This window comes from Robertmurraya korlensis NBRC 107688, assembly GCF_001591645.1.
Classification (GTDB): Bacteria; Bacillota; Bacilli; order Bacillales; family Cytobacillaceae; genus Robertmurraya_A.
Genome location: NZ_BCVH01000031.1, coordinates 1 through 15,119, shown reverse-complemented (window position 1 = coordinate 15,119; position 15,119 = coordinate 1). Strand labels below are relative to the sequence as shown.

The following is a 15,119-nucleotide window of genomic DNA, read 5'->3' as shown; positions in this document are numbered from 1 at the left end:
CAAAAAGAGGCCTGTTAGTCCGGGGCCTCTTCTTTTATTCTCTTCCGCTAATCGCATCTGTTTTGTTGGGGCTTCCAATACTCTTCCATTTATTGGTAGGTTGATAAGTAATACTTGCTTGATATATTCCATTCGCAATGACTTTAGCCATTTTTAAAACTAAATTCAGTCTTGTGTTTTGTAAGACAAAGTACTCCATAAATCCACTCACATTAACAATTCCAGTAATATGATAATCCCCAACAGATGGAAGTTCCTTATTTACTCCGGCTCCTGGCTTAACAGGGCCATCTACGAGCTGAATGAAACCGACACTTTTGAGACGCCCTAAGCAAGCATCAATCGCAATAATGATAGGATTAAAGTGTTTTGCTTTTATTTCTTCCAGCTTTTCTACTAAGTTTACTGCATGAATAGGGTCCTCAAGGGTTCCGTATACATAGAAGGAGTTCATTCTTTTTTCTTCCAGAAGTGTTCCGACGAGTGGCCCCAATGAATCACCTGTTGAACGATCCGTTCCAATACATACAAATACAATCGGACGTTCAATGGTAGCTACTGGTAGAATAGAAACAAGTTCAATTGCTAGTTTATGAGAAGCGCGTTGATCGTCATAGGAAATCCTTGCACCATTGTCTTCTTTCTTTTCAAAAAAGCTAGATTTCAAGTTCACTGGGTCCACTCCTTCGTAAATTGTAGTAACAGTATACGGAAGAAAAACGAATTGTATACGTACTGTTTATGTAATTTCGAAAAGGGGTAGTTAGAAGGATGTGTTCGATTTTACTAGACAGGTCTAGGGAACTCTTTGCTAGTAGAAAATTAGGTAATTTGGGGGAGATAAACCTTTATACTACAAAGGAAGAGTAGAAATTGATAAAATAAGTAAAATCTCCAACAATATACGAAGAGGTGATTTGATGAATTTAGAGAGTATTTGGATAGATTTACAAGCTAAATTAACAAATGAAGAGATGTGGGTGGACTTAGGACTAGGTGCCTTAAAAATCATAGCAATTCTTATCCTTTCAGGTGTTTTCATTAAAGTAGGAAAAGTGATGATCAATAACGTTTTTAAGGTTCGTACACGATCACCATTACGTGTATCGGAGCGAAGAGAAGCTACATTATTAAAGTTGCTTCAAAATGTCCTCACATATGTAGTGTACTTTATAGCATTTATGATGATATTATCAACATTAACCATAGATGTAAGTGCGATGCTAGCAGGGGCTGGGATCGTAGGACTTGCCGTTGGTTTTGGAGCTCAGAACCTGGTTCGTGATATCATAACAGGATTCTTTATTATTTTTGAAGATCAATTCTCTGTGGGCGACTTTGTTCGTATTGGACAGTTCGAAGGAACGGTTGAGGAAATAGGATTAAGAACAACAAAAGTGAAAACATGGACAGGGGAACTCCATATTTTACCGAATGGAAATATTACTGAAGTAACGAACTTTTCCCTTTATAATAGTATGGCAGTTGTTGATTTAAGTCTTTCCTATGAAGGAGACATTTCAAGAGCTGAACAAGTGATTACAGAATTATTAGCTGGCTTGCCAGATAAATATGAAGAAATGGTGAAACCACCTGAAATTCTAGGAGTTCAAAATTTAGCTGCATCAGATGTTGTACTGCGAATAGTGGCAGAAACGTTGCCGATGAAGCATTTCATTGTGGCTCGTGCATTGCGTAAGGAATTAAAAGCTTGTCTAGATGAAAATGGTATTGAAATCCCTTATCCACGCCTTGTCATGTACTCACGTCAAGAAGAAGCAACCCCTAAGAAGGCATTGGGAAATGAATAGGAGTGAGAGCATTGGAGCAAAAGGAATTTAATTTGAATGATGTGGTTGAAATGAAGAAACCTCACCCATGTGGGGCCAATCGGTGGAAAATCATTCGTTTAGGGATGGATATCCGTATTAAATGTGTGGGCTGTGACCATAGTGTGTTAATTCCTCGAAAGGAATTTTCACGTAAGATGAAAAAAGTATTAGAAAGAGCGGAGAGCTAGAGAAGTAGGGGGATAGAATGGCAAAAACATATACTTCTGCATGCCCGTTAAACTGCTGGGACAGCTGTGGATTCAAAGTAACAGTTGAGGATGGAAAAGTAACGCGGGTGGAAGGCGATGAAACCCACCCGATTACAAAAGGGAAAATTTGTGGTAGAGGTCGGATGCTTGAAGCTAGAACCAATTCTACTGACCGGATTGTTTATCCTTTAAAAAAAATGAATGATGAGTTTCATAGGATATCATGGGCTCAGGCCCTTGATGAAATTGCTGAAAAGATGTCCTGGTTAAAAAGAACAAAAGGAACAACCTCAATTTTGCATAGTCATGATTATGCGAATGGAGGTTTATTAAAAAATCTTGACCAGCGTTTCTTTAATTGCTTTGGTGGTGTCACTGAATTAACTGGCTCCCTATGTTGGGGGGCTGGGATTGAGGCGCAAAACTGGGACTTTGGCGATGCCTACAGTCATGCTCCAGGGGATGTATTGAATAGCAAAAACATCGTTATTTGGGGTAGAAATGTAGCTAGAACGAACATGCATTTTTATTCTGTACTTCTAGAAGCAAAGCGAAACGGAGCAACAATCTATGTAATTGACCCGTTATATAATGCAACTGCGAAGCTTGCAAATAAACATATTACGGTTAAGCCAGGTACAGATGGATTTTTGGCAGTTGGAGTGATGAAAGAACTCTTGCGTTTAAAACTGGCTGATATCGACTTTATTGAGAAATATACGGTTGGGTTTGACCATGTTCATGAGTTGATTGATACCGTTTCTCTAGATGAGATTAGTAGAATAACAGAAGTTTCAATAGATGTAATAACGGAGCTTGCTTATTTATACGGAGATCGTCCAACATCAACCTATTTAGGCTTAGGTATGCAGAGGTATGGAAATGGTGGAAATACCATTCGCCTGATTGATGCGCTAGTTGCGATAAGCGGAAATATTGGCATTCGTGGCGGTGGAGCGAATTATGCGAATAAGCAAGTTGGACAGAGCTTCCAACTCGGTGAATTAACATTACAAGATCGACGGAAAGAAGCTCGAAATTTTACGATGATGAAGCAGGCAAAAGGGATTGTAGAAGCGGTTAACCCAATGATTGATATGATCATTGTTACTTGTGGGAATCCAATTGCTCAGGTTCCCAATACCAATGAGATGATTCAAGCATTTTCTTCTGTTGATACAGTAGTAGTCATTGATTCGTTCATGACAGATACAGCAGAACTGGCTGATTATATTCTTCCAACAACAACAGCATTTGAAGAGGAAGATATTTATTATTCTTCCATGTATCATCATTATGCGAACTATGGCCCCAAGCTTGTTGAAGCACCTGGGGAAGCAAAATCCGATTTATGGATATGGACAGAGTTAGCAAAGCGACTCGGATTTGGAGAGGATTTCAACTTTACTAGAGATGAATGGATGACCATGGCCATTCAACATTTAGAGGATAAAGGGATTACCCTTCAAACGTTTAAAGAGGATCATCATGTCGAGCTACCGGTAGATGAGGTTCCTTGGAGTGATTTCCATTTTAAAACACCTAGCGGGAAATATGAATTTCTTTCTAGTCATGCGGTTCAAAAGGGAGAGGATGGTCGTCTGGCTTTATCCTTACCAAATGAGTCGATCGTCACAACTCCTGACTTAGCAAAGAAATATCCGTATCAGCTACTGACGATTCATCCAATGCGCTCCAACCATTCTCAACACTATCATTTATTTGCGCAACAGCCAAAACTTCAAGTTGAATTGGCCTCAAATATTGCAGAGAGTCTGAATCTAGCAGAAAATGATTTTATTGAAGTATGGAATGATCGGGGAAAGGTGAAAGGATATGTTCATATCCTCTCCAATGCACATCCTAATACTATCAATATAGATGAGGGTATTTGGAAGAAATATGGTGGGTCGGTCAATCTCCTCACCCCAAGTGAAGAATCAGATAACGGACTGGGAAGTACGTTATATGATTGCTTGGTAAATATAAGGAAAATAGAACAAGAAGAAGCTGCCAATTAGGTGGCTTCTTCTTGTTTGTCCAGCTCCAGCAGCTAGCCCCCTCGGGGTCATAAGCTAAATCTCTCCAGAAGGCAGGCTTTCCTCCGTGCTTCAACTTATGCCTGTCGGGCTTACCGAGCTGCTTCCGCTTTTCTTCGCTTGTTTTTTTGGCTTCATATCTCTATAATTGTTTAAGGCTAAAGGCTTTTAAAACTAGAAAAAATGAATTGAATTGATATAGTTGTATCGACGAATTTTGGTGCGAATATATAAATGAGGAGTGACTTGGATGGCACTAACAGCAGGAATCGTAGGTTTACCGAACGTGGGGAAATCTACATTATTTAATGCGATTACACAAGCAGGTGCAGAATCAGCTAACTATCCATTCTGTACAATTGATCCTAACGTAGGAATTGTTGAAGTTCCTGATGAAAGACTAGAAAAATTAACAGAGCTTGTACAACCGAAAAAAACAGTTCCTACAACGTTTGAATTTACGGATATTGCTGGGATTGTAAAGGGTGCAAGCAAAGGGGAAGGACTTGGTAATAAGTTCCTATCTCATATTCGTGAAGTGGACGCGATTTGCCAAGTTGTACGATGCTTTGCTGATGATAATATCACTCACGTATCGGGTAAGGTAGATCCTATTGACGATATCGAAACGATTAATCTTGAATTAATTTTAGCTGATCTTGAATCAGTTGAAAAAAGACTTGCACGTGTTGGAAAAATGGCCAAGCAAAAGGATAAGGATGCTGTATTTGAAGCGGAAATCCTTGAAAAGCTTAAAGAAGCTTTTGAAGCAGACAAGCCTGCTCGTACAGTTGAGTTTACCGAAGAGCAAATGAAGGTAGTAAAGCAGCTTCACTTGCTAACCATCAAACCTGTACTATATGTAGCTAACGTAGGTGAAGATGACGTTGCTGATCCTTCTTCAAATGAATATGTTCAAAAAGTAAGAGAGTTTGCTGAAAAGGACAATGCACAAGTAATTGTCGTTTGTGCAAAGATAGAAGAAGAAATTGCGGAGCTTGAAGGCGAAGAGAAGGAAATGTTCCTGTCAGAGCTAGGTATCGAGGAATCGGGACTTGATCAGCTTATTCGTGCGGCTTACCATTTACTAGGATTAGCAACATACTTTACGGCTGGAGTACAGGAAGTTCGTGCATGGACGTTCCGTAAAGGGATGAAGGCTCCTCAATGTGCGGGAGTCATTCACTCTGATTTTGAGCGTGGATTCATTCGTGCAGAAACCGTTGCTTATGAAGATTTACTAGCTGGTGGTACAATGGCTGCTGCTAAGGAAGCTGGTAAAGTTCGTTTGGAAGGGAAAGAATACGAAGTAAAAGACGGAGATATCATCCATTTCCGATTTAACGTATAAGAAAAGCGCTGGAGCTAGACAATTCTCAAAGTGAAAATCTCTTATACTTTCTTATCTTATAAAATCAAAACCATCTTGAGTAAATCAGGGTGGTTTTTTTACGTTTTCTTAACAGTAAATCAACCCTGATTCAATGTTTTGCACTTACACTGAAAACATTAGAAAGGTGGGTGTATAAGTGAAGAAAACCGTGGATTGGATTGTGAAATCTGATGAAATCATTTTTTACTTATTAAACAAGCAGCCATTATTCCTTATTCAAATTTTTAAATGGATCACTCATCTAGGTAGCGCGATAGCATCGATTGGTATCCCTTTAATTATTTGGCTGTTCGGTCCTTTAGAGCTAAGAGAAGTAGTGATCGTCGTTTATTTTTCTTTAACGATCAGTCATTTGTTTGTCTTTTACGCAAAGAGGCAGTTTCGCCGACTTAGACCTCATTTATCTGACTTACAAGCTACTTTACACGGGCCAACCTTAAAGGATCCTTCCTTTCCGTCTGGCCATTCTACAGCCATATTCTCTGTTGTTACACCTTTTATCTTATTTGATCCATTTTTAGCTCCTTTTTTGTTTCCTATAGCGATTATGGTTGCACTTTCTCGTGTCATTTTAGGCGTCCATTACCCAACTGATGTGTTAGCTGGTTCGTTATTAGGTGCATTCACAGCAATAGGATTCTGTCATTTATTTTTTTAGGGGGGATCATTATGAGAATAGCTATTTTTACTGATACATTTTTCCCGCAAGTAAACGGTGTAGCGAAATCATTGAAAAGATACTCTGATTACTTATTACAAAAAGGGCATACAGTAGAAATATTTACACCCGAATTAGAGGGGAATCATACGTATCCCTATGTTCATCAATTCATGAGCATCCCTTTTTTTATTTACCCTGAGTGTCGAACGGCATTAGCTCTTCCGAATACGATCTTAGATAGAATACAAGTATTTTCTCCAGACTTTATCCACGTAGCTACACCGTTAACAATGGGAGTACTAGGCTCCCACGCAGCTAAAAAGTTGAATATCCCTATCATTTCTTCTTATCACACACATTTTGATCAATACTTGGATTATTACAAACTTAGTTGGATATCTCCCATTCTATGGCGATATTTAAAATGGTTTTACTCACACTCAGAACGAATTTTTGTTCCCTCTCAGGAGACGTTAACCCATCTCCAAACGAAAGAATTCTCTAATCTATCTATCTGGACGAGAGGTGTAGATTGTTCCCTTTTTCATCCATTTAATCAAACGGTAAATATACGTGAGAAATACAATATACAAGAACCCCAGATTCTCCTTTATGTAGGTAGACTTGCACCAGAAAAAGACCTAACAACATTACAAAAGATCATTGAACATACTTCAATGGAATGGAGAGAAAAGGTCCACTGGCTTATTGTGGGGGACGGTCCTAGTTTTGAGGAATTATCCAGTCATTTGAATGAAAGAGGAAATGTAACAATGACGGGTTATTTAAGTGGAAGTGAGCTTGCTTCCTGTTATACAGCTAGTGATTTATTAGTATTTCCTTCTCAAACGGAGACATTTGGAAATGTTGTGCTTGAGGCACTTGCGAGCGGAACGCCTGCTGTTGTTTCCGATCGTGGAGGAGTGTGTGGAATTGTTGAACATAATAAGACAGGAAAGATTTGCAGGGCCGGTGATTATCAAAATTTTATTGATCAAATGGAACAATTACTTAGCGATAAAGTGAGCAGGTTGATCATGGCAAAAAATGCGCGTGAGTATGCTCTGAAGCAGACATGGGAAGGGATATTTGATCAATTAATAAGTGAGTGTGAACAAACAATTAAGCAACATTTCACGAAATATAAAAAGAATGCTTGACCATTCTATGAGTATATTCAAACTAATCTTGTGTTTCGTTTCTTGCTGTGATATAATTTCTTCTTGTGAGTAATGAATATTGCTCCTTGCCCAATTGGGCCGTTTAGACCAAAAGGAGGTGAACGTGATGAGAGCGTACGAAATTATGTACATCATCCGCCCAAACATTGAAGATGAGGCTAAAAAAGCCTTAGTTGAGCGTTTTAACACAATCTTAACTGATAATGGTGCGGAACTTACTGAATCAAAAGAGTGGGGTAAGCGTCGTCTTGCATACGAAATCAATGATTTCCGTGATGGCTACTACCAACTTGTAAAAGTTAACTCTGATGCAGCTGCAGTGGAAGAATTCTCTCGCTTAGCAAAAATTAGCGAAGATATTATCCGCCATATGGTTACTAAAGACGAAAAATAAGAATAGATAAGCACTTCTAAACGTGATGTTTCACGTGAAACATTAGACGTAGAAGAAAGGGGGTTGATTCTGATGATGAATCGTGTTGTTCTAGTCGGTCGGTTGACGAAAGATCCTGAATTACGCTATACACCAAATGGGGTTCCTGTTGCTACTTTTACCCTTGCGGTAAATCGTACTTTTACGAATCAGCAAGGAGAAAGAGAAGCAGATTTCATCAACTGTGTGATTTGGCGTAAACCTGCAGAAAACGTAGCAAACTTCTTGAAAAAAGGTAGTCTTGCTGGCGTAGATGGTCGTGTTCAAACACGTAGCTATGATGGACAAGATGGTAAGCGAGTATATGTCACTGAAGTATTAGCTGAAAGTGTTCAATTCTTAGAGCCAAGAGGTGCTTCTGGTGGTTCTGCTCCTGGCGGAAACGCAGGAGGCTTCGGAGGTCAAAGAGAAGCTTCACCATACGGGAATAACAATCAGAATCAACCATATAGAAACAACAATAATAATAACCAAGGCTATACTAGAATGGATGAAGACCCATTTGCAAATGACGGTGGTCAAATCGACATTTCAGATGATGATTTACCGTTCTAAATCCTTGGGAATACGATACCTATCATAAAAAGGAGGGAAATACTCATGGCAATGGGCGGAGGACGTAGAGGTGGACGCGCTAAGCGTCGTAAAGTTTGCTTCTTTACAGCAAACGGAATCACTCATATCGATTACAAAGATGTAGATCTTCTTAAGAAATTCATCTCTGAGCGTGGTAAAATTTTACCTCGTCGTGTAACAGGTACGAACGCTAAATACCAACGTAAATTAACAGTTGCTATTAAGCGCTCACGTACTATGGCATTACTACCATACGTTACTGGTGAATAATGAACGGAGAAAGACACCCTTAGTGGTGTCTTTTTTTATTATGCTTCCCCCAGTCAATTTGTATGAGTTGAATCTGTGCCTAGAACTAGATAAAATAGAAGTGATGCAATTAAATGAGGTGAGGGATTGAAGAATGTTCGACAGTTAACAACTGGGGCGCTGTTACTAGCTATCTATGCTGCTCTTCTCATGTTAACGACGTATATGCCCATATTAGGCATGGTTACAAATTTATTCTTGGTATTACCATTTATTCTTTTCGCTTATAAAAATGATCGAAAAAGTATGCTTGTGTTCTTTGTTGCTTCCATACTAATTTCAATGATTGTAGGAACAGTATTTGCCATCCCTGTAGCCATTTCCTTTGGTCTAACAGGCTTAGTAATGGGGGATTTTATAAGAGAGAAGAAAAGCAGGGAAGCGATTTATTTTGTTGGTTCAATAGCTTTTCTAATTACTGTCGTAATGACCTATGTGATTTCAGTTGCTTTTTTCCAAATTGATTTTATTGATGAAACGATAGAAGCTGCGAAAACTTCAATTGAATCATCCGTTTCCATAATGGAATCATTAGGGCAAACCCCAAATGAAGAACAGATGGAGGAATTACTTGCTGGCATTGAGGCGGGGAGATTTTTAAAACCTACCTTATTTGTCATCGCTGCATTTCTTGCCGTGTTCTTTATTCAACTGGTTAGTTTTCCTGTTGCCAAACGCTTCCAAGTTGAAATAATGGATTGGAAACCATTTCGTAATCTTCAGTTACCAAAAAGTATTTTATGGATCTATTTATTTTCCATTATCGCCTCTATGGTGTTTAACCCAGAAGAGGGAAGTTTTGCATTTATGGCAATTGTAAACATTGCTTTTTTGCTTCAATGGTTAATGGTTTTACAAGGTTTGGCTTTGATTTATTTCTTTTGTTTTGCAAAGAAATTGCCCAAGGTAGTACCAATAATGTTCACAATTGGTGTCTTGTTATTACCACAATTACTTTATATTGTGCGGATATTAGGTATAATTGATTTAGGCTTTGATTTAAGAAAGAGGTTAAAGAGTCAATAAAATACACTACTGTGTGGGAGCTGAAATAATGCCTTCTTATCTAGAAAAGCGATCGATTCGCTACCCCATCTATGCATTAATTGCCATAACAGTGGTGCTTCTCGGGTTAATTGCTGTGTATAATTGGTTACTAGGCTTAATCGGATTAATCGTAGCTTTCCTTCCCTTTTTCTATATCTTTCAGCTTGAAAGAAAACAAAGAAAAGAAATGGAAGAATACATAACTACATTATCCTATCGAGTGAAAAAAGTGGGCGAGGAAGCGCTCATGGAAATGCCAATTGGTATTATGTTAATTAATGATGACTACTATATTGAGTGGACGAATCCGTTCTTAGCTTCTTGCTTTGATGAGGACACACTCGTTGGTAGGTCTCTCTATGATGTAGGCGAATCACTTATTCCTTTAATTAAGCAAGATGTTGAAACAGAAATTATCACGATTCTTGAACGGAAATTTAAAGTTATTCATCGTCCAGAGGAAAGACTTCTCTATTTCTTTGATGTAACGGAGCAAATAGAAATAGAAAAGTTATATGAGGACGAACGAACCGTCATTGCAATTATTTTCTTAGATAATTATGATGAATTAACACAAGGAATGGAAGACCAGACCAGAAGTAGTCTGAATAGCATGGTTACATCCATTCTAAATAAGTGGGCACAGGAAAATGGAGTCTTCCTAAAAAGAATTTCTTCCGAACGGTTTATTGGTGTGTTTAGTGAAAATATCTTACAGTTGCTCGAGAAAGGGAAATTCTCTGTTCTTGATGACGTAAGGGAAACGACTTCAAAGCTAAACGTCCCATTAACGTTAAGTATTGGTGTTGGTTCTGGTGTATCATCGCTACCAGAACTAGGTTCGTTAGCACAATCTAGTCTTGATTTAGCACTTGGGCGTGGTGGTGATCAGGTCGCTATAAAGCTAACGAATGGAAAGGTTAAATTTTTTGGAGGAAAGACGAATCCGGTAGAAAAACGGACGAGGGTGCGTGCAAGGGTCATTTCACATGCTCTAAAGGAGCTAGTTACAGAAAGTGATAAGGTAATTATCATGGGACATAAAAGCCCGGATATGGACGCGATAGGAGCTTCGATAGGTATACAGAAGGTAGCCCAAATGAATGAACGTGATGCTTATATCGTCTTGAATCCGAACGATATTGATACCGGTGTTCAAAGGCTATTAGAAGAGATCAAAAAGAATGAATCTCTTTTTGAGCGGTTTGTTACGCCAGAACAAGCTTTGGAGCTCGCAACCGAGGACACGCTGTTAGTGATTGTTGATACGCATAAGCCTTCATTAGTCATTGAAGAGAGGTTATTATCAAAAATTGACCATGTTGTGGTCATCGACCATCATAGACGGGGAGAAGAGTTCATTCAAAGTCCACTTCTTGTTTATATGGAACCATATGCGTCATCAACAGCGGAGCTCGTAACAGAGTTACTGGAATACCAACCAAAGCGTGGAAAAGTGGATATGCTTGAAGCAACAGCACTTTTAGCTGGTATAATTGTTGATACGAAAAGCTTTACTCTTCGTACAGGAGCTAGAACCTTTGATGCAGCCTCTTATTTAAGAGGGCAAGGGGCAGACACCGTTCTGGTACAAAAGTTCTTAAAAGAAGACGTAGATTCATTCTTAAAGCGTGCAAAGTTGATTGAAACCGTTTATTTTTATAAAAAGGGAATAGCCATTGCAAAAGGAAATAATATACAGGTTATTGACCAAATATTAATTGCACAAACGGCAGATACACTGCTGACAATGGATGGAATTCAAGCGTCATTTGTGATCTCGAAGCGATCTGATCAGACCGTAGGAATCAGTGCAAGGTCATTGGGTGATGTGAATGTCCAAATTATTATGGAAAATCTCGATGGTGGAGGCCATTTAACAAATGCAGCAACGCAGTTAACGGAAGTAACAATTGAGGAAGCGGAAGAAAGACTGCAAATGGCCATACACGATTATATGGAAGGGAGAAAGAAAGAATGAAAGTAATCTTTTTGAAGGATGTTAAAGGAAAAGGGAAAAAAGGGGAAGTAAAAAATGTTGCTGATGGGTACGCACATAACTTCTTGATTAAACAAGGATTGGCTGTAGAAGCTAATTCAACCAATGTTAGCACACTTGAGGGTCAGAAAAAGAAACAAGAAAAACTTGCAGCAGAAGAACTTGCTGAGGCAAAACAACTAAAAGAAACGATTGAAAAAGTCACAGTAGAATTAAGTGCAAAAGCTGGTGAAGGCGGACGACTTTTTGGTTCTATCACTAGTAAGCAAATTGCAGAAGAGCTGCAAAAAAAGCATAATATTAAAATTGACAAGCGTAAAATTGAACTAGAAGATGCGATCCGTTCTTTAGGTTATACAAAAGTACCAGTAAAGCTTCATACCGAAGTTCAAGCTACGTTAAACGTACACGTAAAAGAAGTAAACTAAATTTGGAAGTTCCATTTCGGTATATTCATGATAAAATAGAGTATCAAACAAAATGTGACCCGTTTTTCTGGTCACATTTTTTCTAGTTTTCATCATATCCTCTAGGAAAGCAAAGGGAGGTTACTATAAATGAATGATTTATATGCTGACCGTCTCCCTCCTCAAAATATAGAGGCTGAGCAGGCGGTTTTAGGTGCGATATTTTTAGAACCATCTTCTCTTACAATGGCTTCAGAAATATTGATTCCTGATGATTTTTATCGAGCGGCGCATCAGAAAATATTCCAAATGATGTTACAGCTGAGCGATAAAGGAAAAGCTGTTGATTTAATAACAGTGACAGAAGAGCTTTCAGCTGCGAAGCTCCTTGAAGACACGGGTGGTGTAAGCTATTTAAGTGAATTAGCTGGTTCAGTTCCGACAGCTGCTAATATAGAATACTATGCTAAAATAGTTGAGGAAAAATCATTGCTTCGACGATTGATCCGTACCGCAACCACCATTGCTACAGATGGTTATACGCGTGAAGACGAAGTTGAGGTTTTGTTAGGAGAAGCAGAGAAAAGTATTTTAGAAGTATCCGGACGAAAAAATGCGGGTGCTTTTCACAATATAAAGGACGTTCTTGTCCGAACATATGACAATATTGAAGTCATGAATAACCGCGTGGGTGAAGTAACGGGTTTAGCAACAGGGTTCTCAGAGCTCGACCGTATGACAGCAGGGTTTCAACGGAATGATTTAATCATTGTAGGAGCACGTCCATCCGTTGGTAAAACAGCCTTTGCCTTAAATATTGCGCAAAACGTCGCATCAAAAACCGGTGAAAATATTGCTATTTTTAGTCTTGAGATGGGTGCTGAACAGCTTGTGATGCGTTTGCTTTGTGCAGAAGGAAATATTGATGCACAAAGGCTTAGAACGGGTTCATTAACAGATGAGGACTGGGGCAAGCTAACGATGGCAATGGGAAGCCTATCGAATGCAGGAATTTTTATCGACGATACCCCAGGAGTAAGGATTACAGATATTCGTTCAAAATGTCGCCGTTTAAAGCAGGAGCATGGCTTGGGGATGATTCTAATCGACTACCTACAGCTAATACTAGGAAGTGGGCGTTCTGGCGAGAACCGACAACAAGAGGTATCAGAAATCTCCCGTTCCTTAAAGGCTCTTGCTCGTGAGCTGAAAGTTCCTGTTATTGCCTTATCACAGCTTTCGCGTGGAGTAGAACAGCGTCAAGATAAACGACCAATGATGTCAGATATTCGTGAATCCGGAAGTATTGAGCAGGATGCCGACGTAATTGCCTTTTTATATCGTGATGATTATTATGATCGTGAATCGGAAAGTAAGAACATTATCGAAATCATTATTGCGAAGCAGCGTAATGGACCGACTGGAACGGTATCTTTAGCGTTTGTGAAGGAATATAATAAGTTTGTTAACTTGGAGCGGCGTTTTGATGATAATGGAGTTCCACCTGGAGCTTAATAGATTAGAATAATAAAAGATTAGCTGAACTGGCTAGTCTTTTTTCTATGAAAAACGAATTAATTACGAACAAAAAATATTAATCTTACAAAAATCGTTCGTGTTTTATTGACTTTTAACCGTCCACATTGGTAAACTAATGATGTTTGATTTGCACGAAAATATGTTAGTTACCTTTGGAGGTGCTGTTATATGTCATCAGTAGTTGTAGTTGGAACACAATGGGGAGACGAGGGAAAAGGAAAGATCACAGACTTTTTATCAGAAAATGCAGAAGTGATCGCTCGTTACCAAGGAGGAAATAATGCCGGTCATACGATCAAGTTCGGCGGAGAAACGTATAAGCTACATCTAATTCCTTCTGGGATCTTTTATAGTGATAAGGCTTGTGTTATTGGAAATGGGATGGTAGTCGACCCAAAAGCTTTAGTAAAAGAGCTTGCTTACTTACATGACAAGGGTGTTACAACAGATAATCTTCGCGTGAGCAATCGTGCTCATGTCATATTGCCATACCATTTGCGCCTTGATGAAGTAGAGGAAGAAAGCAAGGGAGCAAATAAGATAGGTACAACAAAAAAGGGGATTGGTCCTGCTTATATGGACAAGGCAGCACGTATCGGAATCCGTATTGCAGATCTTCTTGACCGTGAAGTATTCGAGGAAAAGCTAGCGCGTAATTTAGACGAGAAAAACCGTTTGCTTGAGCGTATTTATGAGACAGAAGGCTTTAAAATTGAAGACATTCTTGATGAGTATTATGAATATGGTCAGCAAATTAAGCACTATGTTTGTGATACATCAGTTGTATTAAATGATGCACTTGATGAAGGTCGTCGCGTTCTTTTTGAAGGCGCTCAAGGGGTTATGCTTGATATTGACCAAGGTACATACCCGTTTGTTACGTCTTCTAATCCTGTAGCAGGTGGAGTAACTATCGGATCAGGTGTTGGTCCAACAAAAATTAAGCATGTAGTAGGAGTGTCTAAAGCCTATACGACTCGTGTAGGAGATGGACCTTTCCCAACGGAATTAGATAACGAAATCGGCCACCAAATTCGTGAGGTGGGCCGTGAATACGGTACAACTACAGGTCGCCCACGCCGTGTAGGTTGGTTTGATAGCGTAGTGGTAAGACATGCAAGAAGAGTAAGTGGAATTACAGATTTATCTCTAAACTCAATTGATGTGTTAACAGGAATTGAAACATTAAAAATTTGTGTAGCTTACCGATACAATGGAGAAGTGATCGAGGAGTTCCCAGCAAGCTTAAAAGTATTGGCAGAGTGTGAGCCAGTATTCGAAGAGCTACCAGGCTGGACGGAGGATATCACAGGCTGCAAATCACTTGCAGAGCTTCCAGCAAATGCCCGTCACTACTTAGAGAGAATTGCACAATTAACAGGTATTCCTTTATCAATCTTCTCTGTAGGTCCTGACCGTACACAAACAAATGTTGTGTTAAACCCTTGGAGACAAAGTTAATCCAGTTGATTTTAAAATCGCCACAGTAAATAG

Annotated in this window: 15 protein-coding genes; 14 read left to right on the top strand and 1 reads right to left on the bottom strand. The window is 39.1% G+C overall.

Going from position 1 to position 15,119, the window contains the following annotated elements; genetic code table 11:
• Window positions 1-34: 34 nt before the first annotated feature.
• Window positions 35-673, bottom strand: coding sequence for a spore protease YyaC (gene yyaC, locus BKO01S_RS22210; RefSeq protein WP_066059787.1), 639 nt, complete (start codon window positions 671-673; stop codon window positions 35-37).
• Window positions 674-920: 247 nt separating this feature from the next.
• On the opposite strand from yyaC, the gene BKO01S_RS22205 reads away from it, so the two are divergent.
• The 14 genes from BKO01S_RS22205 (at window position 921) to BKO01S_RS22140 (ending at window position 15,086) form a co-directional block, all read left to right on the top strand.
• On the top strand, window positions 921-1,811 hold the full coding sequence (locus BKO01S_RS22205; protein WP_066059785.1) for a mechanosensitive ion channel family protein: 891 nt from the start codon (window positions 921-923) through the stop codon (window positions 1,809-1,811).
• A gap of 11 nt (window positions 1,812-1,822) precedes the next feature.
• Window positions 1,823-2,020: a DUF951 domain-containing protein gene (locus BKO01S_RS22200; RefSeq protein ID WP_066059783.1), complete on the top strand. Its 198-nt coding sequence runs from the start codon at window positions 1,823-1,825 to the stop codon at window positions 2,018-2,020.
• Between the two features lie 17 nt (window positions 2,021-2,037).
• A complete protein-coding gene (locus tag BKO01S_RS22195; RefSeq protein ID WP_066059781.1) occupies window positions 2,038-4,062 on the top strand; it encodes a molybdopterin-dependent oxidoreductase in 2,025 nt (674 codons plus the stop codon).
• Window positions 4,063-4,330: 268 nt separating this feature from the next.
• The gene (gene ychF, locus BKO01S_RS22190) at window positions 4,331-5,431 is read left to right on the top strand and encodes a redox-regulated ATPase YchF (RefSeq protein WP_066059777.1); all 1,101 of its coding nucleotides are present in this window, start codon (window positions 4,331-4,333) and stop codon (window positions 5,429-5,431) included.
• A gap of 178 nt (window positions 5,432-5,609) precedes the next feature.
• Window positions 5,610-6,131 carry a phosphatase PAP2 family protein gene (locus BKO01S_RS22185; RefSeq protein ID WP_066059775.1) on the top strand — a complete coding sequence of 174 codons (522 nt, stop codon included), beginning with the start codon at window positions 5,610-5,612 and terminating at the stop codon, window positions 6,129-6,131.
• Between the two features lie 11 nt (window positions 6,132-6,142).
• The gene (locus tag BKO01S_RS22180; protein ID WP_066059774.1) at window positions 6,143-7,294 is read left to right on the top strand and encodes a glycosyltransferase family 4 protein; all 1,152 of its coding nucleotides are present in this window, start codon (window positions 6,143-6,145) and stop codon (window positions 7,292-7,294) included.
• Between the two features lie 127 nt (window positions 7,295-7,421).
• A complete protein-coding gene (gene rpsF / locus BKO01S_RS22175; RefSeq protein ID WP_066059771.1) occupies window positions 7,422-7,709 on the top strand; it encodes a 30S ribosomal protein S6 in 288 nt (95 codons plus the stop codon).
• Between the two features lie 72 nt (window positions 7,710-7,781).
• A complete protein-coding gene (gene ssb / locus BKO01S_RS22170) occupies window positions 7,782-8,303 on the top strand; it encodes a single-stranded DNA-binding protein (RefSeq protein ID WP_066059769.1) in 522 nt (173 codons plus the stop codon).
• A gap of 51 nt (window positions 8,304-8,354) precedes the next feature.
• Window positions 8,355-8,594 (top strand): 30S ribosomal protein S18, encoded by a 240-nt coding sequence (gene rpsR / locus BKO01S_RS22165; RefSeq protein WP_066059822.1) that lies wholly within the window; start codon window positions 8,355-8,357, stop codon window positions 8,592-8,594.
• Between the two features lie 126 nt (window positions 8,595-8,720).
• Window positions 8,721-9,659 (top strand): YybS family protein, encoded by a 939-nt coding sequence (locus BKO01S_RS22160; RefSeq protein ID WP_066059767.1) that lies wholly within the window; start codon window positions 8,721-8,723, stop codon window positions 9,657-9,659.
• Window positions 9,660-9,687: 28 nt separating this feature from the next.
• Window positions 9,688-11,661 (top strand): DHH family phosphoesterase, encoded by a 1,974-nt coding sequence (locus BKO01S_RS22155; protein WP_066059765.1) that lies wholly within the window; start codon window positions 9,688-9,690, stop codon window positions 11,659-11,661.
• Window positions 11,658-12,107 (top strand): 50S ribosomal protein L9, encoded by a 450-nt coding sequence (gene rplI, locus BKO01S_RS22150; RefSeq protein ID WP_066059763.1) that lies wholly within the window; start codon window positions 11,658-11,660, stop codon window positions 12,105-12,107. The genes BKO01S_RS22155 and rplI overlap by 4 nt, the downstream gene beginning before the upstream one ends.
• A 129-nt stretch (window positions 12,108-12,236) precedes the next feature.
• Complete coding sequence (gene dnaB / locus BKO01S_RS22145) at window positions 12,237-13,601, top strand: replicative DNA helicase (protein WP_066059761.1); 1,365 nt, start codon at window positions 12,237-12,239, stop codon at window positions 13,599-13,601.
• 192 nt (window positions 13,602-13,793) lie between these two features.
• On the top strand, window positions 13,794-15,086 hold the full coding sequence (locus BKO01S_RS22140) for an adenylosuccinate synthase (protein ID WP_066059758.1): 1,293 nt from the start codon (window positions 13,794-13,796) through the stop codon (window positions 15,084-15,086).
• The last annotated feature ends 33 nt before the right edge of the window (window positions 15,087-15,119 follow it).

Excerpts from the sequence above, each read along its gene's own strand:
- BKO01S_RS22205 (WP_066059785.1), top strand. The coding sequence starts at position 921 with ATGAATTTAGAGAGTATTTGGATAGATTTACAAGCTAAATTAACAAAT.
- BKO01S_RS22195 (WP_066059781.1), top strand. The coding sequence starts at position 2,038 with ATGGCAAAAACATATACTTCTGCATGCCCGTTAAACTGCTGGGACAGC.
- ychF (WP_066059777.1), top strand. The coding sequence starts at position 4,331 with ATGGCACTAACAGCAGGAATCGTAGGTTTACCGAACGTGGGGAAATCT.
- BKO01S_RS22180 (WP_066059774.1), top strand. The coding sequence starts at position 6,143 with ATGAGAATAGCTATTTTTACTGATACATTTTTCCCGCAAGTAAACGGT.
- rpsF (WP_066059771.1), top strand. The coding sequence starts at position 7,422 with ATGAGAGCGTACGAAATTATGTACATCATCCGCCCAAACATTGAAGAT.
- ssb (WP_066059769.1), top strand. The coding sequence starts at position 7,782 with ATGATGAATCGTGTTGTTCTAGTCGGTCGGTTGACGAAAGATCCTGAA.
- rpsR (WP_066059822.1), top strand. The coding sequence starts at position 8,355 with ATGGGCGGAGGACGTAGAGGTGGACGCGCTAAGCGTCGTAAAGTTTGC.
- BKO01S_RS22155 (WP_066059765.1), top strand. The coding sequence starts at position 9,688 with ATGCCTTCTTATCTAGAAAAGCGATCGATTCGCTACCCCATCTATGCA.
- rplI (WP_066059763.1), top strand. The coding sequence starts at position 11,658 with ATGAAAGTAATCTTTTTGAAGGATGTTAAAGGAAAAGGGAAAAAAGGG.
- dnaB (WP_066059761.1), top strand. The coding sequence starts at position 12,237 with ATGAATGATTTATATGCTGACCGTCTCCCTCCTCAAAATATAGAGGCT.
- BKO01S_RS22140 (WP_066059758.1), top strand. The coding sequence starts at position 13,794 with ATGTCATCAGTAGTTGTAGTTGGAACACAATGGGGAGACGAGGGAAAA.